The 26,667-nt window shown below is 60.7% G+C and carries 23 protein-coding genes; 9 read left to right on the top strand and 14 right to left on the bottom strand.

All coding sequences use genetic code 11. From position 1 onward, the window contains the following. Nucleotides 1-69: 69 nt before the first annotated feature. Nucleotides 70-2,631, bottom strand: coding sequence for a M16 family metallopeptidase (locus ACKVY0_RS05595; RefSeq protein ID WP_409213806.1), 2,562 nt, complete (start codon nt 2,629-2,631; stop codon nt 70-72). Between the two features lie 89 nt (nt 2,632-2,720). Here ACKVY0_RS05595 and ACKVY0_RS05590 point away from each other — a divergent pair, with 89 nt between their 5' ends. Beyond that, nucleotides 2,721-3,380 (top strand): Uma2 family endonuclease, encoded by a 660-nt coding sequence (locus tag ACKVY0_RS05590; RefSeq protein WP_409213805.1) that lies wholly within the window; start codon nt 2,721-2,723, stop codon nt 3,378-3,380. A gap of 56 nt (nt 3,381-3,436) precedes the next feature. Next, on the top strand, nt 3,437-4,222 hold the full coding sequence (locus tag ACKVY0_RS05585; RefSeq protein WP_409213804.1) for a hypothetical protein: 786 nt from the start codon (nt 3,437-3,439) through the stop codon (nt 4,220-4,222). 3 nt (nt 4,223-4,225) lie between these two features. Here ACKVY0_RS05585 and ACKVY0_RS05580 read toward each other — a convergent pair whose 3' ends face one another. The 8 genes from ACKVY0_RS05580 to ACKVY0_RS05545 form a co-directional block, all read right to left on the bottom strand. Next, entirely contained in the window at nt 4,226-4,624 is a 399-nt protein-coding gene (locus ACKVY0_RS05580) for a Minf_1886 family protein (RefSeq protein ID WP_409213803.1), read from the bottom strand. 15 nt (nt 4,625-4,639) lie between these two features. Further along, the gene (locus ACKVY0_RS05575) at nt 4,640-5,935 is read right to left on the bottom strand and encodes a glycosyltransferase family 4 protein (RefSeq protein ID WP_409213802.1); all 1,296 of its coding nucleotides are present in this window, start codon (nt 5,933-5,935) and stop codon (nt 4,640-4,642) included. 65 nt (nt 5,936-6,000) lie between these two features. Further along, entirely contained in the window at nt 6,001-6,546 is a 546-nt protein-coding gene (ilvN, locus tag ACKVY0_RS05570; protein ID WP_409213801.1) for an acetolactate synthase small subunit, read from the bottom strand. 45 nt (nt 6,547-6,591) lie between these two features. After that, the gene (locus ACKVY0_RS05565; RefSeq protein ID WP_409213800.1) at nt 6,592-7,467 is read right to left on the bottom strand and encodes a DNA-methyltransferase; all 876 of its coding nucleotides are present in this window, start codon (nt 7,465-7,467) and stop codon (nt 6,592-6,594) included. Between the two features lie 51 nt (nt 7,468-7,518). After that, nucleotides 7,519-9,246, bottom strand: coding sequence for a biosynthetic-type acetolactate synthase large subunit (ilvB, locus tag ACKVY0_RS05560; protein WP_409213799.1), 1,728 nt, complete (start codon nt 9,244-9,246; stop codon nt 7,519-7,521). Between the two features lie 594 nt (nt 9,247-9,840). Further along, the gene (locus tag ACKVY0_RS05555; protein ID WP_409213798.1) at nt 9,841-11,076 is read right to left on the bottom strand and encodes a PQQ-binding-like beta-propeller repeat protein; all 1,236 of its coding nucleotides are present in this window, start codon (nt 11,074-11,076) and stop codon (nt 9,841-9,843) included. A 148-nt stretch (nt 11,077-11,224) separates the two neighbouring features. Beyond that, nucleotides 11,225-13,282, bottom strand: coding sequence for a carbon starvation CstA family protein (locus ACKVY0_RS05550; RefSeq protein ID WP_409213797.1), 2,058 nt, complete (start codon nt 13,280-13,282; stop codon nt 11,225-11,227). A gap of 73 nt (nt 13,283-13,355) precedes the next feature. Beyond that, nucleotides 13,356-14,282 (bottom strand): ThuA domain-containing protein, encoded by a 927-nt coding sequence (locus ACKVY0_RS05545; RefSeq protein ID WP_409213796.1) that lies wholly within the window; start codon nt 14,280-14,282, stop codon nt 13,356-13,358. An 88-nt stretch (nt 14,283-14,370) separates the two neighbouring features. Here ACKVY0_RS05545 and ACKVY0_RS05540 point away from each other — a divergent pair, with 88 nt between their 5' ends. Beyond that, on the top strand, nt 14,371-14,886 hold the full coding sequence (locus tag ACKVY0_RS05540) for a peptidoglycan endopeptidase (RefSeq protein WP_409213795.1): 516 nt from the start codon (nt 14,371-14,373) through the stop codon (nt 14,884-14,886). Beyond that, entirely contained in the window at nt 14,883-15,353 is a 471-nt protein-coding gene (locus tag ACKVY0_RS05535) for an RNA pyrophosphohydrolase (RefSeq protein WP_409213794.1), read from the top strand. The genes ACKVY0_RS05540 and ACKVY0_RS05535 overlap by 4 nt, the downstream gene beginning before the upstream one ends. Before the next feature lie 4 nt (nt 15,354-15,357). Here ACKVY0_RS05535 and ACKVY0_RS05530 read toward each other — a convergent pair whose 3' ends face one another. From ACKVY0_RS05530 to ACKVY0_RS05520, 3 genes are all read right to left on the bottom strand, one after another. Next, complete coding sequence (locus ACKVY0_RS05530) at nt 15,358-15,765, bottom strand: hypothetical protein (protein ID WP_409213793.1); 408 nt, start codon at nt 15,763-15,765, stop codon at nt 15,358-15,360. 108 nt (nt 15,766-15,873) lie between these two features. Further along, entirely contained in the window at nt 15,874-16,980 is a 1,107-nt protein-coding gene (recA, locus tag ACKVY0_RS05525; protein WP_409213792.1) for a recombinase RecA, read from the bottom strand. A 115-nt stretch (nt 16,981-17,095) separates the two neighbouring features. Beyond that, a complete protein-coding gene (locus tag ACKVY0_RS05520) occupies nt 17,096-18,088 on the bottom strand; it encodes a type II secretion system F family protein (protein ID WP_409213791.1) in 993 nt (330 codons plus the stop codon). Nucleotides 18,089-18,182: 94 nt separating this feature from the next. Here ACKVY0_RS05520 and ribD point away from each other — a divergent pair, with 94 nt between their 5' ends. Both ribD and ACKVY0_RS05510 read left to right on the top strand, forming a co-directional pair. Further along, a complete protein-coding gene (ribD, locus tag ACKVY0_RS05515; RefSeq protein WP_409213790.1) occupies nt 18,183-19,253 on the top strand; it encodes a bifunctional diaminohydroxyphosphoribosylaminopyrimidine deaminase/5-amino-6-(5-phosphoribosylamino)uracil reductase RibD in 1,071 nt (356 codons plus the stop codon). After that, nucleotides 19,250-19,804: a D-glycero-alpha-D-manno-heptose-1,7-bisphosphate 7-phosphatase gene (locus tag ACKVY0_RS05510; RefSeq protein ID WP_409213789.1), complete on the top strand. Its 555-nt coding sequence runs from the start codon at nt 19,250-19,252 to the stop codon at nt 19,802-19,804. Before ribD ends, ACKVY0_RS05510 begins: the two co-directional genes overlap by 4 nt. Nucleotides 19,805-19,826: 22 nt before the next feature. Here the strand turns inward: ACKVY0_RS05510 and ACKVY0_RS05505 are convergent, their stop codons facing one another. After that, nucleotides 19,827-21,254, bottom strand: coding sequence for an N-acetylmuramoyl-L-alanine amidase (locus ACKVY0_RS05505; protein ID WP_409213788.1), 1,428 nt, complete (start codon nt 21,252-21,254; stop codon nt 19,827-19,829). A gap of 144 nt (nt 21,255-21,398) precedes the next feature. Here ACKVY0_RS05505 and gpmI point away from each other — a divergent pair, with 144 nt between their 5' ends. Together gpmI and ACKVY0_RS05495 are read left to right on the top strand one after the other, a co-directional pair. Then, nucleotides 21,399-22,949: a 2,3-bisphosphoglycerate-independent phosphoglycerate mutase gene (gpmI, locus tag ACKVY0_RS05500; RefSeq protein WP_409213787.1), complete on the top strand. Its 1,551-nt coding sequence runs from the start codon at nt 21,399-21,401 to the stop codon at nt 22,947-22,949. Continuing rightward, nucleotides 22,946-23,269, top strand: coding sequence for a low molecular weight protein tyrosine phosphatase family protein (locus ACKVY0_RS05495; RefSeq protein ID WP_409213786.1), 324 nt, complete (start codon nt 22,946-22,948; stop codon nt 23,267-23,269). The genes gpmI and ACKVY0_RS05495 overlap by 4 nt, the downstream gene beginning before the upstream one ends. On the opposite strand, the gene ACKVY0_RS05490 is transcribed toward ACKVY0_RS05495, so the two are convergent. After that, complete coding sequence (locus ACKVY0_RS05490; RefSeq protein ID WP_409213785.1) at nt 23,266-25,854, bottom strand: VWA domain-containing protein; 2,589 nt, start codon at nt 25,852-25,854, stop codon at nt 23,266-23,268. The two genes, ACKVY0_RS05495 and ACKVY0_RS05490, sit on opposite strands and share 4 nt — an antisense overlap. Nucleotides 25,855-25,986: 132 nt before the next feature. On the opposite strand from ACKVY0_RS05490, the gene ACKVY0_RS05485 reads away from it, so the two are divergent. Continuing rightward, nucleotides 25,987-26,565, top strand: a complete 579-nt coding sequence (locus tag ACKVY0_RS05485; RefSeq protein WP_409213784.1) for a hypothetical protein — start codon at nt 25,987-25,989, stop codon at nt 26,563-26,565. Nucleotides 26,566-26,667 lie beyond the last annotated feature (102 nt).

Genomic DNA, 26,667 nt, shown 5'->3' with positions numbered 1-26,667 from the left:
CACCTGCCTGTCACGCACAAACGTCATGCTGCTTCAGCAGCGAAGCAGCATGGAATGCCGACACCAGCACTACTTCGGCGTCACGCGGACGATGAAGGCTTTCTTCTCGCCGAAGTATTTGGCGGCGACGCGCTGGATCTCTTTGGCAGAGATGTCGGCCATGATGCCGGGGAGTTTTTGGAAATGGTCCCAGCCGAGGCCGTTGATTTCATTCCAGGCGCAGATGTCAGCCATGCCGGGGTTGCCCTGCTGGGCGCGAAGCCAGGAGGAACGCCAAGTCACTCGCGCACGGTCGATTTCATCGACGGTGAGGCCGTTGGCGGCGAGATCGTTGATCTGGGCCATGAGCTCTTTCTCGGCGAGCTTCATCTTCTTGGGATCAGTGCCGACGTAGAAGTAGAAAGCTCCAGCGCCCATGGCGGCGAAGTTTTGTGCGCCAACATAATAAGCGAGGCCGAGTTCTTCGCGGATGCGGTTGAACAAACGGCTGCCCATGTCGCTACAGGCTTCGTCGATGAGATTGAGCGCATGCACATCGCGATCTTCGAGGCCGACGGTGCGGAAGCCGACGACGATGACGGCCTGTTCTTTGTCGAGATGCTGGGTCCATGCCGCAGGTTTGGCGCTGGCGTGGTATTCACGCCCTTGCGCGATCTGACGCGGGCCACGTGGGAGTTTGGCGAAAGCTTTTTCGACCTGCTGCTTGACCTCATCTGCTTTCACGTCGCCAAACACGGAGATGACGCCGTTGCCAGTGGCAAAGCTGGCGCGGAGCATGTTGCGGCAGTCGGCAAGCTTCAAGACGGCGACAGTTTGCTCGTTGCCGAGCGCGGTGCGGTGGAAGGGCTGACCGGCGAAAATCTCGCGGCGTGCTTTGCGCATGGCGACGGTGAGCGGGTCTTCCTGTTCCTCGATGATGTTGGCAATCTGGCGCTTCTTCACTTCAGCGAGCTGCGGTTGTGGCAAAGCGGGATTGAGGATGAGATCGGCCAGCAGGTCGAGCGCGGCAGTTTCATCGCCGCGCATGACATCGGCGCCGAGGATGTAGCGGTGCGCGTCAGCCGTGCATTGGAGGCTGCCGCCGCGATTTTCGAGTTCGGCGGCAATTTCGGCCGCAGTACGCTTCTTGGTGCCTTTGAGCAGCATCTGCGCGGAGATCATCGTCACACCGGCGGTGGCATCAGTTTCGGCGAGAACTCCAGCGAGGAAGTTGGTGCGCACGCTGACGAGCGGGAGGCGTGGATTTTCGCCAACGAGCAGGATGAGGCCGTTGGTGAGCTTAAAGCGCTGAATGGCCGGACGTGCGGAGTCGGTGGTGGAACTGGCTTTGCTCGCGGTTTCAACCTCGGGGCCGACGAGCACCGTGCTGAACGCGTTTTGCGGCAGATAACGCCGTGCGGCATCACGAATCACGTCCGGAGTGAGTGCGATGATGGCGGCGAGGAACTGGCGCTGGTAGTCGAGCGAACCGGTGAGCAGCCAGCCGTTGCCGAGGGTGCCGGCCTGGCCTTTCACCGTGCTCAAGGAGCGCACCTGGCTGCTGAGTGTGGCGCACACGGCTTTGTCGAGTTCCGCACGGCCTGGGCCGGTACGCTGCATCTGCGCGATGACCTCGTGCATGCCGCGTTGCAGTTTTTCAGCATCGGCGGGATTGCATTCGGCCTCGATGGTGAACAAGCCACACTCGGGCGCGCACCATGCACCGGCCGAGACGTAGTGCGCGAGACTGCGCTTCTCACGCAGCTCTTGGTACAGGCGTGAACTGCGGCCAGAGCCGAGCAGGAAGGCCAGCACGTCGAGCGCAGGCTTGTCAGCGTGGGTTTCGCCGGGAATCTGCCAGCCGAGCGCGATACGCGTAAGCTCAGTGGCAAAGTTTTTCGCGGCGAAGCGGCCGCCCTGCTGGCGCGGCTCATCGGGAAGCTGCACAGGGTCAAAGGCGCGGCGCTGCCATTCACCGAAGTGACTGCGGATGGTTTCGATGACGGCGGCGGCCTCGACATCGCCGGTGATGACGATGAAGGCGTTGTTCGGCACGTAATGGCGCTGCACGAAGCCATGAACATCCGCGCGGGTGATTTGATCGAAGACGGCACGATGACCGATGATGGGATGACGCAGCGGATGTTGACGAAACGCGGTGGCTTGCAGCAGATGCTGGATGGTGCTGCCGGGATCATCGTGATCCATGGCCATCTCACGGCGGATCACGTCTTTTTCACGGGTGAGTTCATCCGCGTCGATCTTCGAGTGGCGGATCATGTCGGCGAGGATGTCGAGATAGCCGTCCGTGTGCTCGGCGAGGCCGTCGATCCAATAGACGGTGCGGTTGAAGGAGGTGTAGGCGTTCACATAACCGCCGAGGGCCTGGATGTGTTGCGAGATCTGTGCGGCCTCGCGCTTCTGGGTGCCTTTGAAGAGCATGTGCTCCACGCAGTGCGCGATGCCGGCGCCGCTGTGCTGTTCTTCATGCAGGCTGCCCGCCTTGATCCACACCTGCACGCTGACGAGCGGGTGGGCGTGGTCTTCGCGCACGATGACTTCGAGGCCATTGTCCAAGGTGGTCACGCTGGCATCCAGCGGTGGCACGGTGATGGCGGAGGCTTTGGCGGACGAGGAGCGGCGTGGGGTCATGGTGGGGGCGCTTACATGGCAAGGGATGGCGCGTGGGCAAGGCGGAGAGAAGGATTGAAAGACAGTTTGAGCCGCGTTAGGATCGAGCCATGCCAGTAGCGACTCTGCCAGCGCCCAAAGTTTCACGCCGTCGTGCGCATACGACGGCACGGCATGGCGGTCACGTTTCGCTGCCGTTTCCGAAACCCTCGCCGGGGCAGACCGTCATGGTGGGACTTGGAGACTGGGACAGCTATCTGAATCTGGATCAACTGTGCGAGAAGCGCGGGATGAGGGTGCGCTTTCATCGTGGCATCATCGAAATCATGAGCATCTCGTTTCCACATGAGTCGTTGAAGTTTGCCATCGGACGAATGGTGACCGCCTGGTGTGACAGTCATGAGATCGACTACAACGCCTGGGGCAGCACCACGCAACGGGTCGAGGGCGTGATGGGCGGCGAGCCGGATAACTCGTTCAGTTTTGGCGCGGAGCTGAAAGCACAGCCGGATTTGTTCATCGAAGTGGCGCTGAGTTCCGGCGGGATCGACAAGCTGGAGTTCTGGAGCGAGATCAAGGCCGCTGAAGTGTGGATCTGGCAAAACCAGAAGCTGCACGCCTTTGTGCTGAGCGGTGAGGGCTACCAACCGGTGAAAACGAGCCAGGTGCTGCCGGGCATTGATTTGAAGCTGATCGAGGAACTGGCGGAGCTGAAGCCGCACTCGAAGGCGATTCGTGAATTCCAACAAAGGTCCGTGCGCAAGGAGTGAGCGACCAGCCTGGACTCCGGTATTGACGAATCTGGAACGACAGGCACACTCCGGCAGTGAATCCTGCGCTGCTGCAAGAAGCCATCGACTCCATCCTGACCCATGCCCCGCTTTCAAACCAATCCCAAGAAACTGCTCGAGGCGCGATTGAAGTCGCCCAAGCCGTCCTTGCAGGACGCGCAAAAGCGGGCGCAGGCTGGCATCACCGCACAAACCGCGCTTTCGCCTTACCCGCCCAAACCGCGTGTTTAGCGCAGGCCGTAGTGCCATTTGAGATTCCTGGAAGCGCAATCGGACAAGGCGGTGAACATGTGGCGAAATACGATCCTGCCGCAGGGATCGTGTACAAAACCAACCTGCCAGAAGCTCGCAAATACGGCTATGTGGTGGATCAGGCGGGCGAGGCGGATGACTTGCGCCTGTGCCTGCGTGAAGCCCTGCCGTCCGAGTATCTATTGCGTCTGGGACTGCAAAATGTGGTGTTTGGTGATGCGATCAGCCTGCAAGCCATCGCCAGCAATCCGTGCATTGAAGATTATCCGCTGATCGTCACCGCCCAGCCCTATGCTGGTGGAGAGATGCCGACTCTGGAGGAAATCGCCATGCTGATGATGGATGCAGGATTCAAGGAGCTGCCCATGGCAATGCTCCGCCCGGCGGCATTTCGCTCACCAGTTTGGTATCACGCAGAAAACGAGATCGCCGCCACAGACGCCACGCCAGGCAATTTTACCAAGCTGAGCAACGATGTGATTGTCCCGATTGATTTGATCATTCATCCGCTGCCGCTGGCAATTCTGCAGGAGACGGCACGACGCACGAAGATTGATCTCGCTGTTTGAAGCTCACGCCAGCGCCCGCTGCGACGACGGCAGAAACGGCTCGCTGAACGCGGTGGTGAAAGCGTAGCCGCCAGCGAAGTCTTCGAGGCTGTCGCCGTCGTTGCGGCCGAAGTAGCCGACTTCGATGAGGTTGTAAACGATGTTGCCAACGTCTTCGCCGCGCTGGAGGCCCCATTGATCGAGGAGGATGGAGGACATGGGGCCGTATTCGGCCAAAACGTGGTCGCGAAAGCCGGCGAGCAGTTCCTGGCCGCTGACGTGCTGGTCGTCGGCATTTTCATCGCGGAATTTCTTCGCGGCGATGTGCAGTGCATCACGCACCAACTCATACGCGGCCGGGTGGTAGCGTGGGTCTTGATGAATCGAGCGCCGGACGGCCTCGCCAAAGCTGATGGATGTCATGGGCAGGCGGCAGCTTTAAACGGCGACTGCACAGGCTTCAAGCAGCACGGCTTCAAAACGTTCGGCCATGCGGGTGGCGCTGAATTCTTGGCGGACCTTTGCCATGGCGGTTTTGGATAATTTCTCACGCTGTTCGTCGTCGTTGAGCAGCGTTTCGAGGGCGTCGGCGAGGGCTTTGGCGTCATCCGGTTGGCACAGCACACCACCGCCGGTGGCGGCGACGAGTTCGGGGAAGGCACCGTGAGCGGGCTGCACGACGGGCACACCGCTGGCGGCGGCCTCGATGACATACAGGCCAAACGCTTCGCCATAGGTGGCAGGAACGCTGAAGACGGTGAGGTCGTGGAAGAAGTGAACCTTGTCCTTGAAGCTGACATTGGGATGAAACTCGACGCGATTCGTGAGACCGGCGGCCTTGAGCTTGCCCACGAGTCCGGCAACGTAAGTTTCATCGACGGGTGTTTTCGCGCCGCCGATGCGCAATTTGACGCGTGGCACGGTGCCACGTTTGGCGAGTTCGATGAAGGCATCGACGAGGGTGGTGAGGCCCTTGCCATGAATCATGCGGGCGAAGTAGCCGATGGTGGGCCAGTTTGGGTCCGGCGATGACGTGGTAAATGAAGATGCATCAATGCCATTGGGGATGACTATCATTTGATCGGGAGCGGCAGCGAGCCGCTGGCGCATGAGGTCCGCGTAATACTGGCTGGGGGCGATGAAACGGCGGATGCTGCGGGCGTTGGTGCGCATGGCGTCCCAGCATTGCTCACGATAAGGTTCGGGCAGCGTGTCGAGGAAGGAGTCCTCGCCTTGGAGCGAGCAGACGACGGGGATGCCGAGTTCTTTGGCAATCGTGGGCGCGAGGCCGGAGAGCAGGCTGTTCGAGAAAGAAACCACGTCAAACTTCGGCTCGTTACGAATCCATTCGATGAGTTTTTGCCACTCGCCCCACTGACGGCCTTCGGTGCCGAGCAGGCTGCCGAGCGCCATTTCGCCGAGGGATTTGGCGCTGGTCATGCCCATGCGGCGCGCCGCTTTGCGCAAACGATCCGGTGTGTTCAGCCAGCGATGGACGAACTTGGGCAGCCTGTGAAACCAGGTGAATTTCTGCTGCAAAAACAGCGAGATGCCGCCGATCTGCACCGGCAGCTCCTGCGTGCCGAACTCGCGATCGGTGACGAGTGGTAGATACAACGGCGCCATGAGCGCATCATGGCCGCGAACGCGGAGAGCTTTGATCAGCGCATGGTCACGCAGGCAACTGCCGCAATGGAAATTGCCGGTGCCGGGGGTGAGATGAAGGATGCGCATTGGGGTTTCCAATAGGACGCATAGGCCCCGTGAGTCATATAGGACCTATGAATGGTGGCGAACGCTTATGTTTCGGCCAAACCGCGGGCCATGACGACTTTGCCGGTGCGCACGGTCTCGACGATGTCGAACTTGCTCAGCAGACGGACAGCAGCGTCGAGTTTGTCGGTGTTGCCGGCGATCAAGGCGATGAGGCTGTCTTCCTGGAGATCGACGGTCTTGCCGTTGTAGTGCTCGATGATCTGGAGGATCTCGGTGCGCTCGGCGGCACTGGCGGCGACTTTGATGAGGACGAGTTCCTTGGCAACGGCGTCGCGGTCGGTGTGCTCGATGCAGTGGATGACGTCGATGAGCTTGTTCACCTGCATGATGATCTGGTGCAGGCCCTCAGGATGACCGCTGATGCCGATGGTCATGCGGCTGAAGCGCGGATCACGGGTCTGTGAGACGACGAGTGACTCGATGTTGAATCCACGACGGCTGAACACGGCGCAGATGCGACCGAGGACGCCGGGCTGGTTGTTCACCATGACGCTGAGCGTGTGGATGTTGATGATGTCAGCCTGCGGGGCGGGCTTTTTGTCGGTGGTGGCGGGGATGCGGTCGGACATGGCGGGTGGTGGAAAGAGAGAGGTGGGTGTGGTGGAGGGGAGTGCTCAGTGCTCAGTGCTCAGTTCAAAGAGATCGGGCAGCGCTTTTGATGACTGAGCACTCGGCACTGAGCACTGAGCACTTGATCTCACACTAGATGAATGACGTTCGACCGCCTTGAGCCGTTCGGTCGCGATCTGGACGTACCCGGCGTCTTTTTCGATGCCGATCCATTTGCGTCCGAGGCGCTTGGCTGCGGCGGCGGTGGTGCCGGAGCCGAGGAAAGGGTCGATGACGAGGTCGCCTTCATCGGTCGAACAGGCGATGAGTTTGTCGATGAGGTCGATGGGCTTCTGCGAGGGGTGACCGCACTTTTCCTTCGAGATGCCTTTCAAACTGGGGACGCGGAGGATGTTGGTGGCGAATTTGCCGGCGTCGAGATGGGCGCGGCGGGCGTCCATGTCCTTGTAGCGCTTGTCTTTGAGGTAGGTCTCGATGGTTTTGGCATCGTAGGGGATGCGCACGGCGTCTTTGTTGAACTTCACACGGTCGCCTTTGCGCAGCACGATCACCATCTCGTACTGCGGCGTGAAGCTGTCGCGCCGCTCGTCATAGCCGACCGCACGATCCCAGATGATGAGATCGTGAAACTGGTGCTGCATGGCGAGGCGGGACATGAGGTGCAGGAAGGTGTGCTCGCGCTTGCCTAGCTGGCCGAAGATGAAGGCGAGGCCGTCATCACGCAGGACGCGCATGGATTCGCGCACCCACGCATCGCACCAGGCGAGGTAGTCGGCGGCGGTTTTCCATTGGGTGTCCCAGGCTTCATCTTCGAGCACGTTGAAGTAAGGCGGATCGGCGATGATGGCCTGGGCGGCGGCAGCGGGGAGTTTGCTGAGCTCCGCGAGGGCGTCGCCGTGGATGATCTGGTTGGTTTTCATTGGTCAGATCGGTCAGATCGGTCGGATCAGACCGATCATCGCGGAAGACGATCACGTCGAACCGGTGGGCTTTTCCATTTTGTGCTTCGGCGCCTCGGTGAGCATGTCTTCGAGGGCGGCACCGGCGGGGATCATGGGGAAGACGTTTTCGAGCTTGATGCACTCGGCTTCGATGATGCAGGGGCCGTCGTTGTAATCGAGCGCCTGCTGCAGGATGCGCTCCACATCAGCAGGGCGGCGGATGTGCCAGCCTTTGATGCCGTAGGCTTCGCCAAGCTTCACGAAGTCGGGATTGCCGATGAGATCGACGCCGCTCTCGCGATTTTCAAAGAACAGTTCCTGCCACTGGCGGACCATGCCGAGGTAGCTGTTGTTGAGGATGAGGATCTTGATCGGCAGCTTGTGAATCGCGGCGGTGGCGAGTTCAAAGAGGGTCATCTGGAAGCCGCCGTCGCCGGAGATGGAGACGACGGTTTTGTTTGGATAGGCGAGCTGGGCACCGATGGCCGCAGGGAAGCCGAAGCCCATGGTGCCGGCACCGCCGGAGCTGAGCCAGTGGTAGCTGCTGTCGTTCTTGTAGAACTGTGCGGCCCACATCTGATGTTGGCCCACATCGGTGGAGACGATGGCCTTGCCCTTGGTGAGATTGTACAGCTCATCAATGACCTGCTGCATGCGCAGACCGCCCTGCTTCTTATAAGAGAGCGGGAACTTCTTCTTGTAGCCGTCAAGATGGGCGAGCCAGTCTTCGGTCGGCAGTTTTTCGACGTGTGGCAGCAGGTCGCTGAGCGCGGCCTTGGCATCGCCTTTGATGGCGACATCGACCTTGATCATCTTGTTGAACTCAGCAGCGTCGATGTCGATGTGGATGAGCTTGGCGTTGCGGCCGAACATGTGCGGCTTGCCGATGATGCGGTCATCGAAGCGGGAACCGACATTGAAGATGAGGTCGGCTTCGCAGATGGCTTTGTTGGCATAAGCGGTACCGTGCATGCCGAGCATGCCGAGGGAAAGCGCATGCGTTTCCGGGAAGACGCCTTTGCCCAGCAGGGTCGTGGTGACCGGGCAGCCGAGGGTTTCGGCCAGCGTGATCAGTTCCTTGTCCGCACGGGCGATCATGGCGCCTTGACCGGCGAGAATGACGGGGCGCTTGGCTTGGGAGAGCAGGCGGGCGGCTTCTTTAATACCAACCTGATCAATCTTGAAGTTTTCTTCGGGATGGTAGCCGGGCAGATCCATCGGCTCGTCAAAGGTGCCGGTGAAGGCACCTTGGCTGATGTCCTTCGGAATATCGATGAGCACCGGACCCGGACGCCCTGTGGTGGCGATGTGGTAGGCCTCTCTGGCGATACGCGGCAGCGCATTCGAGCTTTTGACCAGGAAGTTATGCTTCACGACCGGAGCCGTGATGTTGAAGATGTCGGCTTCTTGGAAAGCGTCCTTCCCCAGCATCCAGGTGACCTGCTGGCCGCAAAGGATGATCATGGGCACGCTGTCCATCTGCGCGGTCATGATGCCGGTGACGGTATTACCAGCGCCGGGGCCGGAGGTGACGAGCACGACGGCTGGTTTGCCGGTGGCACGGGCGTAACCGTCAGCCATGTGAACGGCACCCTGCTCGTGACGGACGAGGATGAACTTCATGTCCGTCTTCACCGTCTGGAGGGCGTCAAAGATCGGGATGGCAGCGCCGCCGGAGTAGCCGAAGACATACTCGATGCCGAGATCGCCGAGAGTTTTGATGAGCGCCTGCGCGCCGTCCATTTTTTGCTGACTCATGATGATTGGGGTGAAAATTGCGGTTTGGGCGGCCAAAGTGGGGTTAAAGACGAAAATCACAACTAAAAGTTTGGCTTTTGAAGGCAAAGACGAAGCTTGTCGTTGGGGCTTTTGCCAAAAAAGTGCCAATTAGAGCCTGAATCATGATTCTAAAGGAGCGACTCGTCGAAAGATTGCCCTTTGAGAGATCTTGGCGTTTTTCGGAGACTGGGGGCCGTGCAAGAGCCGCCGACATCCTTACCCCAGGGGAAACTCAGTGAGCCAGTTCTTCTCTGCGACCGTCCATCCTCTGCGGTTACCTGGTTTTAACCGCAGAGGCTGGACGGTCGCAGAGGCTCATTGACATTCCTTGTCACGGTTCGAGAAGCGCCCGAGGGCAGGATGTCTGAGCCTCCCCAAGGGTTTTTCGGTCATTCGGATTTCCAGAGGTGCCGCCGAAGCGGTTTTCCGGTCACTCCTGTTTTAGGGGGTGCTTCATGGCGTCGTCGGCACGAAAGAAAAGCAGAATAGCCTCCCAATTCTCAAGCAGAGGCCCAACAGGGGCTCAAGAATGGCGGCGACGAGTTCGGACATGATCTGGCAAGTCGCAGGGTATCACTTCTTGATCCGATACAGATTGGCCTCGGTGCGAATGAGGAGGTCGGAGCCGATGACAGCGTAGGAGGCGAGGCTGCGCTCGGCGAGATCGTTTTTGGCGAGGATTTGGAAGGTCTTGCCGGGTTTCACGACGACGCCGAGGCCTTTTTCGTCCTGAAGATAGAGTTTGCCGTCGGCAACGAGCAGGGAACTGGAGATGGGGCCGGTGCAGCGCTCGGAGTAGTGGATCTGGCCGGTTTTGGCGTCGGCGCAGGTCAGGATGCCGTTGTCGGCCACGAAATACAGTTCATCACCGATGACGGCCATGCACGGAGTGTGCGGCGCGGCTTTGTCGATGGTCCAGGCGAGGTGTGTGGCGGTGACATCGCCATTGCCGTCGGCCTTGATGGCAAGGAGCACGGGCTTGTCGTAGCCGGTGGAGATGTAGAGCATGCCGTGGGCGTAAACCGGGCGAGGGATGACGGAATAGCCCTGGTCGTAGTTGCAGCGCCAGATTTCCTCGCCGGTTTTCGGGTTCAGCGCGTTCACCACGCCGCTGCCGGGGGTGATGAGCTGCTTCTGGCCGTTCACCTCAATGATGAGCGGCGTGCAGAAGGAGAATTTCTTTTTCGCCTCCGACTGCCGCGCGAAGGCCCAGCGCTGTTTGCCGGTGGTTTTGTCGAGCGCGATGACTTTCGGGTCGGTTTCAGCGTCGGCGGAGAAGATGAGCAGGTCTTCAAACAGCACGGGGCTGCTGCCATTGCCATGCACGGGCGAGTACGCGAACTCCTGCGTGGCCCAGATGGACTTGCCGGTGGCGGCATCCAAACAGGCGGTGCCGAGGTGGCCAAAGTGGACGTACAGCCTGCCGTCCTCATAAACGGGCGTCGGGCTGGCATGGCTGTTTTTGCGATGCATGCGCGGCGCAGTGGCCGTGAAGATTTCCACATCCCACACCGGCTTTCCGGTGGCGACATCAAGCGCCAGGGCGTGCAGCGAGCGGTCGGCCTTGGGGTCTTCCACGCCGCCGATGGGTAGCGCGGAGGTCAGGAAGATGCGATTCCCAATCACTACGGGCGAGGACCAGCCAATGCCTGCAACGGCGGACTTCCACACCACATGCTGTGATGGACCCCAGTATTGCGGGAGGTTTTTCGCGTCCGAGTGGCCTTGGGCGGCGCTGCCGCGGAATTCGGGCCAGTCGGCGGCGAAGAGATACGATGTCGAGAGGAGAAGAGCGAGAGTGGTGCGCATGGAGCACAAAGAACGCAACGAAGACACCGGCGTTTGCAAAGATCGCGGCAGCGTTTTGGAGTGCTCCAGTCCTCTGGAGCTTTTCGTGGGCTCGAAGACGCTCGAAAGCGCCGGAGGGCCGGCGCACTCCAGGACGCTGTCGCGCCGCTCACGTCCCTTCCGGCAGCGCCACATACGGCGCCTCATTCAGCACGATCTGCTTCGAGCCGCTGAGGAGCTTGATCCACTCGCGCAAGCAGCCGAGGAAGATGATGGCGACGGCGAGGAGGAAGAAGGCGGTGACGACGGTATCGACGGTGAAGTTGAACTGCTGTGCGGCCCATTCCTTCATTTCCTTGTCGGTGCCGCCGGCGGCGATCTTACCGGCGTAGAACTTGGTGGCGGAGATGAAGCCCATCTTCGGATTGGGGTCGAAGAGCTTGATGTAACCGGCGGCGAACGTGACGCTCATGAGGAACAGCAGCGGGATGACGGTCACGGCAAGGTAACGCGCCTTGCCCATCTTGATGAGGATGGTGGTGCCGAGGCAGAAGGCGATGACGGCGAGAAGCTGATTGGCGATGCCAAACAGCGGCCACAGCGTGTTGATGCCGCCGAGCGGATCGACCACGCCCTGATAAAGGAAGAAGCCCCAGGCGGCGACGAGCAGGGCGCTGGCGAAGACATTGGCAGGCAGGCTGCGCGTGTTGCCGAGCGGCTTCCAGATGCCGCCGAGGAAGTCCTGGAGTATGAACCGTCCAACTCGCGTGCCCGCATCAATGGTGGTCAGAATGAACAATGCCTCAAACATGATGGCGAAGTGATACCAGAACGCCATCCAGGACGGGCCAAAGGCGCGTGCAAACATCTGCGCCATGCCGACGGCAAAAGTCGGCGCACCGCCGACGCGGCCAAACATCGTCTTCTCGCCGATGTCAGCGGCCAGTTTGTCCATGCCGGCGACGGTGACGGGGAAGCCGGCCGTGGTGATCATCTGGGTCACGGCAGCAGCCTGGGAAGGATCGGTTTGAACGATCTTGGCGGCACCGGCATTGATGGCGAAGTACTCACCGGGCTGCAACGCGCACGCGGCGACGAGCGCCATCAGCGCGACGAGCATTTCCGTGATCATCGCGCCATAGGCGACGCTGCGGATCTGGTCCTCGCGGTCGAGCAGCTTCGGCGTCGTGCCGGATGAAATGAGCGCGTGGAAGCCAGAGATGGCACCGCAGGCGATGGTGATGAAGACGAAGGGAAAGACGGTTCCCAAAAAGACGAGGCCCGTGCCGTCAATGAACTTCGTGAGCTTCGGCATCTGCAAATCGGGAGCCACCCAGATCACCACGACGGCCAAAACGGCGACCGTGCCGATCTTCATGAAGGTGCTGAGGTAGTCACGCGGCGCGAGGAGCATCCAGACCGGCAGCACGGAGGCGGCGAAGCCGTAAATCATGATCGACCACGCAATGGTTTCACCTTTGTAGTCAAATAAGTGCTCGATGCCCCAGTCCTTGAGGTGGCTGCCCGCCCACACGCTGACAATGAGGCCGACGATGCCGAAAATCGTGATGTCGCGCACGCTGACTTTGAAAATCGTGTGACCGAAGCCCATGATGAAGGCCAGCGGGATGGTCATGGCGATGGTGAACAGGCCCCAGGGGCTTTCCGCGAGCGCTTTGACCACCACGAGGCCGAGCACGGCGAGGAGGATCGTCATGATCGCCAGCACGGAAATCATCGCCACAAAACCGACAAACGGATTGACCTCCTCCTTGAGCATCTGGCCCACCGATTTACCGCCACGGCGGATGGAGGCAAACATCACGATGGCATCATGCACACCGCCGCCGAGCGTGGCACCGATCAAGATCCACAACATGCCCGGGAGATAGCCAAACTGCGCCGCGAGCACCGGCCCGACGAGCGGCCCCGGACCTGCGATGGCGGCGAAGTGATGGCCGAAGACGACCCATTTGTTCGTGGGTACATAGTCCTTGCCGTCCTTGTTCGTGTGGGCTGGCGTCGCACGCTGCTTGTCGAGCACGAGCACCTTGGTGATGAGCCATTTGCTGTAGAAGCGATAGGCGACCGCGAACGAACACATGCCAGCGACGACGAGCCAGAGGGCATTGATGGTTTCTCCTTTATGGAGAGCGGAGAAAGCGACGGAACCGGCTCCAAGCGCGGAGATGGCGATCCAGATGAGAATTTGAAGGGCTTTGGGCATGGTTTGGAAAAGTTGTCCAGTTGCTGTGCAACTGGAGATTTAGAATGAGGGGACCAGTTGCACAGCAACTGGGCTACTTTTTGGCAGGCTTCGGCGGCGGAGGCTCGACATAGGGCGGGTTGGTGAGCGCACCGGGGGCGGTTTCTTTGAGGTTGGGATAGATGTCGGCTTGAGCGTCGCCCAGTGCCCATTTCACGCCGCCGACGAGGATGTTTTGGAAGGTGGGATTGGTCCAAACGTCTTCGCGATGACCCATGGCGGTGTACCAGACGCGGCCCTGGCCTTCTTTACGTGCCCAAGTGCTCGGATAAGCCGGGCGCTCATATTCCTTGCCGGTCATGGCCGGTGCGTCGATCACGCTGAGCACATGGATGTCAGGCGTGAAGTCCTTGAGCGAGTACCATTCTTCCTGGAAGCCAAATTCAGCACCGACTTTCTCGAAGCCGGGGAATTTCGGGTTCGTGACCGTGTTTTTGGCGACTTGCTGCGCACCATGCTTGATGAATTCGCCACCGATGAAGCGCACATACGCATCCGCCTTGTCGCCGTGGTTCAAATAGCGCTCTGGGCCTTTCTTGGACTCGTTGTCGGTGTGGAAGGTGTCGCTGGCGGAATGCGTGCCGATGAAGCCTTTGCCGGCTTTGACGAAATCAAACAGCGCCTGCTTGCCCTCAAGCGACATGGCCGGCTGCTTGTCGGTGCCCTCGCTGCACAGATCACCGGTGGTGTAGAAAAACACGGCGTCGAACTGGGCGAGGTAGTCCTTGCTGAACTTGGAGCCGTCCTTGGAAAACTCGAAGTCCCAGCCGTTTTTCGCGCCGAGTTCGAGCAGCACTTTTTCTGCGTGGCTGGGCTGACCATTCTTCCACGAGATGACGCTGTGCTCAAAGCCGCTCGATTTGGAGAAGAAGAGAATCTTGCGCTTGGCGGCGGGTGCGGCGAAGGCAACGACGCAGGCGATGGCGGCAAGCAGGAGCGGGGCGATGAGTTTTTTCAGCATGGCGGGCGATTCTGGCGGGTTTTTGAAAACATGGCAAGGCAGTGTTGCGCGCCTTGTCATTTCGTGAGTGTTGCATACGATGGCGGCCATGCTGCGTCTTTTACCCAATCTCCTGCTGCTGCCGCTGTGCATGCTGCTCTGCCAATGCGGCTCCAGCGCTGGCAGCCGCTGGGAGTACAAGTATGCGCCGGGCAAGACGGCGGTCATCATCGGCGGCCGGGCCGTGCCGCCGGCGAATGCGCCGGCGGATGTCATGCGAGCCATCACGGCGGGCAACCGCATCTGCACGAAGCCCTATCGGCGTGGCGGCGGGCATGCGAGGTTTGAAGACAGCGCGTATGATTGCTCGGGCACGACTTCGTATGTGCTACATGCGGCGGGCAAACTGGATGAACCGACGACTTCAACCGCGTTTCGCAGCTACGGCAGCAGCGGCAAGGGCAAGTGGATCACGGTGTATGCGCGCAAAGGCCATGTGTTCCTGGAAGTGGCGGGATTGCGACTGGACACGGGTTACAGTGATGCTGACAGCGATGGCCCCCGCTGGAGCAGCCGCTCGCGACCGACGAAGGGCTACACCATGAGGCATCCATCCGGCCTATGATTCCCGCTGAAGCCATCGTCTATCGACCGAATGTCGCCGCCATCCTGCAGCGGGCGAATGGCGACATTTTTGTGGCCGAGCGCATCAACATACCCGGTGCGTGGCAGTTTCCGCAGGGCGGGATTGATGAGGGTGAAGACGCGGAGCAGGCGCTGTTTCGCGAACTGGCGGAGGAGATCGGCGTGAAGCGTGAGTTGCTGGAGATTGTGCAGCGGCGTGACGGCTACCGCTATGCCTTCACGAAGGGACGACTGAAGTACGGCATCTACGGCGGCCAGGAACAGGCGTATTTTTTGTGCCGTTTCCTGGGTGAGGACCAGGACTTCGATCTGGATGCCACGCATCGCGAATTCGCGAGCTTCAAGTGGATCAAACCGTCCGAGTTTCAGATGGACTGGGTGCCGAAGTTCAAGCGCCACGTCTATCGCCAGGTGATGCTGGACTTTTTTGGCATCGAGTTCGAGTAGGCCGTCAATTCAGGCCGAAACGGCGCAGGCCGGGCAGCGGTGGCGTGAACCAGCACAACGGCGCGGGGATTTTCGGCGGCGGCATGCAACCGCAGAGCGCCTGCTCCATGAGCAGCGAGACTTCAAAGCCGGATGAGCCATCGGTACGCCGCTGCGGCGGACAGGCGACGACGAGGCCCTTTAACATGACCCACTTGGATCCCGAACTCGATAGCACATGGCAAGCGGCGAGCAGGGCAGAACGTTTGATGCGCACCTGCACCTCGGCACCGATCTCAAAGCGATGTCGTGACCAGAAAACCAAGCCGCAGGCCGAAATTTCACAGAGTTCGACAACAGCCTGCCTGCCTCCGCTGGACGACTGGTTCTCGTTCGCGGAGGTGTCCTGCTGTTGCTGGCCGTGTTTAGCCATACGAGTCGCGGAATGACCGCGAAAGGAGGCGCACAGGGCCGGAAAAGTCAACCGCTGTGGCGAATGGCCGGGAAGCCGGACCGGAAAGTCCGGCATCCCAATCAAGATTTACTCATCGGCGTCTGATGCTGGCGCACCTTTGGCGGACGAACCTTTGTCAGCGGCGGCACCTTTCTCGGCCTGCTTGGCTTTCACGGCGGCTTCGATCTCGGCATAGACGGTGGCGTCGTTGCGGAGGACTTCCTTCGCGGCGTCGCGGCCTTGGGCGAGCTGGGTGCCTTTGTAGCTGATCCAGGAGCCGCGTTTTTGCAGGATCTCGTATTCCATCGCGAGATCGAGCAAGGAGCCGACATTCGAGATGCCTTCGTTGTACATGATGTCGAACTCGGCCTCGGTGTAAGGCGGTGCGAGCTTGTTTTTGACGATTTTGACCTTGGTGCGGTTGCCGGTGACGACACCGTCGGTGGTTTTGATGGCGCCGATGCGGCGGATGTCCACGCGCACGCTGGCGTAGAACTTGAGCGCTTTGCCGCCGGGGGTGGTTTCGGGATTGCCGAACATGACGCCGATCTTTTCACGGATCTGATTGGTGAAGATGCAGCAGGTGCGTGCCTTGGCGATGATGGCGGTCAGCTTGCGCAACGCGGCGCTCATGAGACGTGCTTGGGCACCGACGGTGGAGTCGCCGATGTCGCCTTCGAGTTCCTGGCGGGTGACGAGAGCGGCCACGGAGTCGATGACGATGACGTCGAGTGCATTCGAGCGCACGAGTGTTTCGCAGATGCGCAGCGCTTCTTCACCGGAACTCGGCTGCGAGACGAGCAGTTCATCCATTTTGACGCCAAGACGACGGGCGTAGGCGGGATCGAGCGCATGCTCCACGTCGATGAAAGCCGCGAGACCGCCCGCTTTCTGCGCTTGGGCGATGACGGTGAGTGTGAGCGTCGTTTTACCGGAAGATTCCGGGCCGTAGATTTCCACCACACGACCACGCGGGAAACCACCGGTGCCGAGCGCTTGGTCGATCAAGAGATTGCCAGTGGGGATGACGGCGATGTCTGATTTCAAGCCTTCGCCGCCCATGCGCAGAATGGCTCCTTCGCCGTAGTCTTTTTGGATCTGCTGGATGGCGAGATCGAGATTGCGGCCGCGTGCTTCGGCGAGTTTGTCGGTCTTGGGGGTCGCTTCGGAGGATTCTTTGGGTGCGCGGGCCATGGTAGTAGTGTGTGAGGTGGGAAATAAAGCTGTTCGGTCGAACAGAAAGCGCATGCCACACATGCCGTAAAGCACTTTCACGCGCTGGTCACAAAATATCAGCCGCCAAGCGTCCTCAAAGATTCTCGAGCTGCTTCAGGCTGCCAAAGTAGCCACCCATCATGCTGAGGATGCGATAGACCACATAGAGGACCACGAGGCCGTAGGCGAATTTGGGGATCCACTGCGCTGCACGCTGCACGGCGTCGCTCGCCTCGATGGTTTCAGCGGCGGCCCAGCGGTTCATTTCATGGTCCAAGGTGCCGGCTTCCTCCGCCGTGGCGGTGCCATGCACAAACACGATGGGGAAGCCATGCACATCCGCCATGGCACCGGCGATGGTTTCTCCGGCGGCGATGCGCTGGGCCGCATCCCGCGCCGCACGCCGCAGCAGGCCGCTGTGCGAGGCACCACCGGCGAGCAGCATGCACTCCGTCATGCGCATCGAGGCAAGCAGGCAGGCATGAAACACCTGTGCAAACCGAGCCAGCGCCCAATGCCGACGCACGCTGCCGATGAGCGGGATGCGCCCGAGCCAGGTATCGACCGCTGCCGATTCTGCACCCAGCCGCGACAACCAGCGCCAGAGCAGAAACGACGACAGCAGGATCAGCCAGAGAATCGCCAGCGGCATGAGCATGCCACCCAGCGCGTAATTTTTTCCCTCCATCGAGGCAGTCACCATCGTCGGCAGCTCCGGCAGCACGATGCCCAGATGCGCGAGCACCAGCGGGTAGATCATAGCACCCAGCGCCTGCCGCACCGCCACGTCCCAGGCTTCAAAATAGCGCGATAGATGGCTGAACGCATCGTTGAGCCGTCCGCTGCGTCCTCCCGCCTCGATCAAGGCAAACTCCAGCGTGCCGGAGAATGCGCCACAGTGCGCAGTGAGCGATTCCGCAATGCTCTTTCCTTCGGCGAGTCCCTGCTGCAGCCCCAGCAGCCATGTTTGGCGTGCATGCGACGGCTTTTGATTCAGCAGGAGCTGAATCGAACGGTCGAGATGGAAATCTGCGCCCACCAGCTTCGCCAGTTCGCGATACAACAGGGCTTTTTCGGAGAGTTTCATCAGTGGTGGCAAAGTAACGCCGCCACACCATCTGCGGCGAGCTTAAACTTCTTACTTCTCAGCGTCGTCACAGTGTTTATGATGCGCGCCTCGCATGCCACCACCCACCGACAAAAACGAAACGCCCGACCAGCGCTGGATGCACCTCGCGCTCGATCAAGCACAGCGCGGCGTGGGTCTCACGAGTCCGAATCCGCCTGTGGGTGCCGTAATCGTCGCGCAGGGCAAAGTCATCGGTCAGGGGTACCATCACAAAGCCGGTGAAGCGCATGCCGAGGTGGAGGCGATTCGGGATGCGCAGCAGTCCAATCCGAAGCTGCTGCCGGGTGCCACGATCTTTGTCACGCTCGAACCCTGCTGCACCCAGGGCCGCACGCCGCCCTGCACCGAGGCGATCAAGGCCGCAGGCATCAAGCGTGTCGTCTATGGCGCGCATGATCCCAATCCCAAGCATCTCATGCAATGCCGCGACATTTTCCTGCTCGCCGGCATCGAAGTGACCGGCGGGGTGCTGGAAGCGGAATGTAAAGCGCTGATCCGCCCCTTTACCAAATGGATCACCACCGGCATGCCCTATGTCATTGCCAAGGCCGGCCAGAGCCTCGACGGCCGCATCACGCGTCCTGCCGGCGAGAGCCCGTGGATCACCAATGACTCCGCCCGTGCCCATGGCCGCAGGCTGCGCATGCGTGCCGATGCGATCATCGTGGGTGCCGTCACCATCCGCATGGACAACCCGCAGCTCACCTTGCGTGACGGCAGCGTTGGCAGCGGCAAGCTGCAGCCCTGGCGGGTGGTGCTCACCCGTAGTGGTGAAATTCCGCCGCACTCCCACATCCTCACCGACGAGTTCCGCGAGCGCACGCTCATCATGCACGGCAAGGATCTGCCCGAGGTGCTCAAAGACCTCGGCAAACGCGGCGTCCTCACCGTCCTCATCGAAGGCGGCGGCATCATCCTCGGCCAGGCGTTTCGCGAAAAATTCGTCGATGAGGTCTATTGGTACATCGCCCCGCGCCTCTGCGGTGGTGGCCGCCCTTCGCTCGCCGGACCGGCGTTGCCACAGTCCATTGAACTCGACCAAGTCACCGTCCGGCCCATGGGCGATAATGTGATGATGCATGGCTTCCCGGTGTGGCCCGCGATGAGCGCTTCCCAGCCATGAGCAACGCATTGCGCCCCGCCGTATTCTTTGACCGCGATGGCGTCGTCAATGTCTCGCCCGGCGCGGGCTATGTGCTGCGCTGGGAGGAGTTTCATTTCTCGCCGGGTATTATCGCGGCGCTCGCACTGTGCCGTTCACGCGGCTATGCCACGATCCTCGTCACCAGCCAGCAGGGCGTGGGCAAGGGATTGATGACGCAGGCCAGTTTAGACGACATTCATGCCCGCATGCAGGCCGAACTCGCGCCGCATGCCGCCGCGTTCGATGGCCTCTATGCCTGCACACATCTCTCCGGCACCTGCACCTGCCGCAAACCGAGTCCCGAGATGATTTTGCGTGCCAAAGACGAACACGGCCTCGACCTGACGCAAAGCTGGCTCGTCGGCGACCACGACCGCGACATTCAAATGGCTATCAATGCCGGTGTGCCGCGCACGATTCGCATTCTGAGCCATCACGAGCCTCAGGTGACAGCGGAATTCACGTTGGAGAGCACCGTGCAGCTTGCGGAACTGCTCTCCAGATGCCTGGTGCCCGGTTCTAGCATCTAGCCACCAGCATCAAGCATCCAATTCAGCGCTTCGACGCCATCGCGGATTCCAGCGCCTTGCGGTAATTCACCACGGCGTCGGCGACGGCGGCAGAAACCTGCTGGCGATAGGTGTCGGAGGCAACGAGCAGGCATTCCGCACCATTGGTGACGAAGCCGCCCTCAAACAGGATGCCGGGGCGTTTGCAGCCGCTGAGCACGCTCCACTGCGCACGCTTGACGCCACGATCGACGAATTTGAAGCGGCTGATGACACTTGCATGCACTGCCGTGGCGAGCGCGATGTTCGCGGAGTCCTGCTTGTTGCCGGTGACACCGTTCAAGTTGAAGCCGCCACCGCGGCTCATTGTGGCGGAAGCGTTCTGCGGCGTCAGCGCCCAGGTTTCGATGCCTGTGGCCGCGGAACCGCCGGAGTTGAAGTGGAAGCTCAGGAAAATGCTCTTCGGCGTCTGGTTGGCGATGGCGACACGTCCACCCAGCGTGATGAAGGTGTCGTTGGCACGGGTCAGGATGACCTTGAAGCCGCGCTGCATCAGCGCTGTGCGCACCGACATCGCCATTTTCAGCGCAAAGTCTTTTTCATAGCCATAGATGCCGCGCGCACCGGCGTCATGGCCGCCGTGACCGGCATCGACGACCACGGTGTCGAAGTACTCGGCATTTTGAATGTGGCTCGGATAGAGCACTGGATCGATCAGCTTGCACAAATCGAGGCGTGAGAACAGCACCTTGCCGTTATGGGACAACACCGGGAAGCTGAGGATGAACTTGATGTTGTTGATCAGCATCTCCTGCGAGCCGATCTGCGCCTTGAGGATGAGCTTCGAGGAACCGAGCCAGAAATGATTGCCCTGCAGGCGGAAGGTCGTGAAGCCATAGACCGGGTTATAAAAATTGCGGATGCTCTCGGCCGTCACGTACTCACGACCTTCGATCTTCACGATGTCCCAGCCGTCTTTGGCGGGCAGCACCGTCGCTTCTGCTTTTGCTGCGGCAGCCTTGTCGTCATTATCGCCCTTGAACTCGCCTTCGCCCCGTTTGGCTGTGGCGGTCACGTCTTTGATGGGTTCCAGCTTCGGCTCGGCCTTGGGTGTCTCTGTCTTGGCCGCTGTTTTGGTGGGCGCTGGCGTTGTGGTCTTGCCGATCTCGACTTTCTTCTTCGAACCGCCACCGGTCGTGGTGATGATGACCCGCGGTGGTTTGCCGGTCGGCGGCGCGGATGCGGTTGGTTTCGCGGTCGTTTTGGCCGGTTCCGCCTTTGGCTTGCTTGCCGGGGCTGGTTTCTTTTCGGGCTCAGGCGGAGTCTCGGTCTTGCTACCGCCACCAAAGAGTTTTTTGAAGAACCCAGGCTTGTCTTCAGCACGCACGGTGTCAAACGCAGCTGATCCCAGCGCGAAAACGAATGTGGCGATGGTGATCTGGGGGAGTTTGGAGAGCAGTCCGGGAGTCATGACGGGAATGACGGCGAAAACGTGGAAAAGGCGGCCTTTTATAGTCCGAGTCGGCCCCGAGCGCAAACGTTCTGACACCTCGGTTCTTTCCCGCCCTTGATTCCCGGCCCGACTTGGCACAAGGAGCGCTGACAAACACACCTTATGGCCAAAAAACCCGTTGTTCTGATTATCCGTGATGGCTGGGGCATCAACCCCGGCGGCAAAGCTCAAGCCGCCGCCAATGGCGATGCCACCCTGCTCGCCAAGACCCCGTTCCACGATCACCTCTACGCCACCTACCCGCGCGGCACCGTCAGCGCCAGCGGCGAGGATGTCGGCCTGCCCGACGGCCAGATGGGCAACAGCGAAGTCGGCCACCTCAACCTCGGGGCTGGCCGCGTCGTTTATCAGGATCTCACCCGCATCAACAAGAGCATCCGTGATGGCGAACTCGCCAAGATGCCCGTGCTCGTCGAGGCCTTCGAGAAAGCCAAGGGCAAGCGCCTGCATTTCCTCGGCCTCATCAGCGATGGCGGCGTGCATTCGCATCAGGATCACCTCGCCGCTCTCTGCAATGCCGCAAAAGCCGCTGGCGTCACTGATCTCATGGTCCACGCCATCACCGATGGCCGTGACACCTCCCCCAAAGGCGGCGCTGCTTATCTTGCCAAGCTTGAGGCCGATTTGAAACCCAGTGGTGCCAACATCGCCACCGTCATCGGCCGCTATTACGCCATGGACCGCGATACACGCTGGGAGCGCAACAAGCTCGCCTGGGACGCCATTGTCCTCGGTCGTGGCGAAGTCCGCACGGATCTGCCGAGCGCCGCCGTGCAGGCCGCCTATCCGAGCGACCCGCGTGGCGATGAGTTCATGCAGCCCATGATCTTTTCAAACGCCAACGAGCAGCGCATCCGCGATGGCGATGTCATCCTGTGGTTCAACTTCCGTGCCGACCGCGCTCGACAGCTCAGCGATGCCTTCCTGAAGGCCGATTTCGCCGGCTTCGACCGCGAAGTCACGCCGAAGACCGGCTACTACACGCTCACCGAATACGACGCCACCTACACCGACTTCGGTGCCCGCGTCATTTTCGCTTCGGAGAGCCTGCACAACAACCTCGGCCAGATCATCGCCGCCGCCGGCCTCACGCAGCTCCGCGCTGCTGAAACGGAGAAATACCCGCACGTCACCTTCTTCTTCAACAGTGGTGTCGAAGAGCCAAATCCCGGCGAAGACCGCTACCTCGCCATTTCGCCCAAGGAAGTGCCCACCTACGACAAAAAACCGCAGATGAGCGCCCCCGACCTCACCTTTGAAGTGCTGCGTCGTCTGGAACAATACGACGCCGTCATCATGAACTACGCCAATCCCGACATGGTCGGCCACACCGGCGTCGTTGAGGCTGGCATCCACGCCTGCGAGACCATCGACCTCGGCGTGCGCATGATCGTCGAAAAAGTGCTCGAACTCGGCGGCAAGCTCTTCATCACCGCCGATCACGGCAACTGCGAACTCATGCGCAACCCCGACGGCACCCCGCACACTGCTCACACCACGAACCTCGTCCACGGCATCTACGTCGCCGCCGATGCCGCGAACTACACCGTCGCCAGCGGCAAACTCGCCGACATCGCCCCGACGCTGCTCGACATGCTCGGCGTGGCGAAGTCTGCCGAGATGACGGGGAAGAGTTTGATCGTTCGCAAGTGACCCACCTCCTCTTCCTCTGTTCCCGCAACCAATGGCGCAGCCCGACTGCGGAGGCCGTTTACCAAAACGATCCGCGTGTCGAGGTGCGCAGTGCGGGAGTCAGCGCTGCCGCGCGACAGCGTGTCACGGAGAAGTTGCTGTTGTGGGCGGATCGGGTGCTGGTGATGGAACACGCGCACAAGCGGCGGCTGCGTGACCAGTTCCCAGCCATCGCTCACGATCTGCGCATCGACGTTCTCGACATACCTGACGATTACCCGTTCATGGACCCGGAGTTGGTCGCGCTGATTCGTGAACGCGTCGAGCCACTGCTGGCCTAAACGGCCTTGCGAATCGGGACGAGCTGCCAAAGGCCGACGACATGCTCCCAGCGGCGGATGGCGGTGTCGATGAGGAAGATGAGCAGCAGCGCGAGCAGCAGTGGCGGCCAGAGTTCTTCGTGCTGCACGGCTTTGGTGGTCTCCAGGTTCGGTAAGCGCGTGGTATCAAGATAATCGCCGCCGGTGATGCGCACAGCTTCCTTGAGCAGGGTTTCATTCACGGTGCCGAGGCTGGCTTCGGTGGAGGGATTGTGAATGAGGCCGGTGGTGACCATTTCAGCGCCGGATTGCGCGCGGATGAGATACACGCCGGCCTGTGTCGGTTTGAAATCGCTGGTGTAGGTGCCGGGCGCGTCCTGGCGCAGTGAGAGCTTTTGCACGGCTTTCATCGGCGCACCGAGCGCATCAGCGGCCACATGAAACACCTCGGCTTCGACCACGGCATTGTTCGCACGTGTGCCCGCATCTGCGAGGAGATCGACGCTGATGTGAGCGTCATCGCCTGCCATGCGTGCGGACAGATCCATGAGCCGGCCTTGCGGTGCGCGGGCTGTTTCACGCAGCACCTGCGACCAGAAGCGGCCATAACCGCTCCAACGTGCGATCCACAGCGAGGCCCAGCGGCTTTTGGCATCGGAAGTGAATGCGGTGGCCTTGCCGAGGCCAAAACGCCAGTGCGCGAGCAGCGGATCGCCGGTGTCGGTGACGAGCGGCACTTGCGCGGAAGTGCGGCGGGTGGTTTTCACATAACCGAGCAGCGTGGGCGAGTCCCACTTCTCGAATCCGGCCAGAATGGGATGTTTTTCCTTCAATTCAGGAATGAACGGGTCCTCGCGGATCATGCGGCCCGTGTGCATGAGCGTGTCCTGCGTGAAGATGCGCGTGATGCCGCTGGCGTCGATGGTGGAGTAGGACTGCCCGCCGCCGCTGGAGGCAATCGCTTGCAGCAGCGCCACATGCGAACCTTCGCCGATGGCGACGGTGGAAATGGTGAGACCTTCGCCACGGCACTGCGTGGCGAGTTGTTCATAGCCAGTGCCTGCGGTCTGGCCGTCCGTGAGGATGATCATGTGCTTCACCCGTGCCTTGGTGCGCAGCAACGCCTCGCGCCCGAGTTGAAACGCGGGCTGCAAGTTCGTGCCACCACCGGAAGCCACAGCGGCGATTTGACCGGAGACCGCATTCGTTGAGGTGAGTCGCGTCATCGGCGCGACGACATGTGCTTCGGAGTCAAAGGCCCACACGCCGAGTGAATCGTTGTGACCGAGCACTTCCGCCGTCGCAATGGCGGCGCTCTTGGCCATTTCGAGTTTCTCGCCAGCCATGGAGCCGGAACGGTCCATCACGATGGCCACGGCGGCGCTTTGCTTCTCCTCTTCATCAGGCGCTTTCAATCGCACGGGCAGCACTTCCTCGATGGGCGTTCGATAAAAGCCGCCGACACCGAAGGAACCCGGTCCGCCGAGCATGATCAGGCCACCGCCAAGTTTATCGACGTAATCGCGCAGCGCATTCATGAGTGGTTCGCCGAGCTGATGCGCGGGAACGTCAGAAAGAATGACGCCGTCATAACCACCGAGCTGATCAAACGTGATCGCGAGATTGCCCGGCTGCCGCAGATCGAGTTCGACGCCCTCCTTTTCCATCGCCTGCATCAGGTAGCGTGCCTCATTGGCATCGGACTCGATGTAAAGCAGCCGCAAGCGCCCGCGCACATCGACGATGGCGAGAGCGCTGTCGTTGCCAGGCAGCGTGTCGCCTTGGATGCCTTCGAGCACGGCGCGATATTGAAACGTGTTCCGCGTCGAGGGCGTGCGCGTGAAGGTGATCTCCTGTGTAGCACCGGATTTGAGCACGACGGGCCGCTTTTCGACCTCGATGCCGTTCTCATAGAGCTTCAGCGTGCCAGCGCCCTCGATGGTGCTCTCAAACACGGCTGTCAGGCTCAAACTGGCGCCTTCAAACAAGCGCGTGCGGTTCGGTGTGAGCGCAATCATACGCGCATCCGGCCTGCGCGGCCCGGAAACCGGCAGCGCATGCAGTTTGATGCCCGAAATGGCCGCCTCGCGTGCCGTATTGAGCAAACTGCCGCGTGTCTCATGTCCGTCACCGATGACCAGGATGTTGCGGCTCGCGCCCGGTGGGAACAGCGCCTCCGCGTACTCGATGGCATTGGCGTAATGGCTGTCGCCGCCGTTTTTCTGCTGCCATTCGGCCTGCATGGCCGGAGTGCTGCCTTCGGGCAGAAGTTCTGGCTGGGAGCCGAGTTGCACAACAAACGAATCAATCTCGCTGCCGAGCGCGGCACGCACTCGGGCGGCTTCGACGAGAGATTTCGCCAAACCCTCCTCCCCCATGCTCTGACTGGCATCGACGACGATGCCGAGCGCCTTGCGGCCCGTCTGCGTCACACGTGCCGGACCCGCGAGTGCGGCGAGGGCGAGCATCACGCCAACAGCACGCACGACAAGCAGCAGCCGCTTGCGCAAGGCAGGCATGGGATGCGATGAGCGCGATTCGATCCACAGCAGCAACGCGAGCGTCGGCAGGATGAGCAGCAGGAGTTTTGGTGATTCCCAGTCCAAGCCGTTAGTTCAAGGTTCCCGGTTCAAAGTTCAAGGTTGAAAGTTGGCAAAGAAAGCATGGCGGAGCCGTTTCATCGTCTGACTTGGCCGCCCTGCCCCCAGGCGACCGTATTTCAGAACCAATCCAACCCTATGAAAACGATTCGCATGATGCTCATTACCCTGGCCGTGGCAGGCATTGCCGCCCAGGCCGAGGACAAACCGGGCAAGAAACCTGCCGCAGACGACCAACCAGTTGTGAAGAAGGCCGAAGCCGTTGACAAGCCGGTCGTCAAAAAGCCAAAGCTCGCGCCCGAGGGCACCAAGCCGGCCATCAAGAAGCTCCCCGCTGACCCAAACCAGCCTGCGGTCAAGAAACCGGCCGCTGATCCAACGAAGCCCGTCGTGAAGAAGCCTGCGCCCGACGGCAGCAAGCCAGTCGTCAAAAAGCCCGATGCCGGAGCCACGCCACCGCGCGTCAAAAAGCCCGGTACAGCACCGAATCAAGGCATCAAAAAGCCCGGTGCCGATTCAGGCAAAACGGAGTTCAACAGCATTCTCAAGAACTGTGACGACGACAAAAACGGCAGTGTGACGCTGGAAGAATTCCGCCAGCACCAGCCTGCTGGCAAAGATCCCGGCAGCGTGGACCTGTGGTTCAACACCCATGACAAAGACAAGGACGGCGTGCTCACGGCCGCCGACTTCGCTCCGCCGCCGCAGAAGAAATAATGAAGCCCGGAGGTCAGGCATGCTGCCTGACAACGGACAGAGGGTTCGCTTCGCGGCTTCGCAACCAGCCTTGTCTCGGGATCAAAGGCGGGACGCCTCGAT

The organism is Prosthecobacter sp. (genome assembly GCF_046154365.1).
Taxonomy (GTDB): Bacteria; Verrucomicrobiota; Verrucomicrobiia; order Verrucomicrobiales; family Verrucomicrobiaceae; genus Prosthecobacter.
The sequence above is the reverse complement of the archived record's forward strand: the minus strand, read 5'-3'. Positions and strand labels throughout refer to the sequence as shown.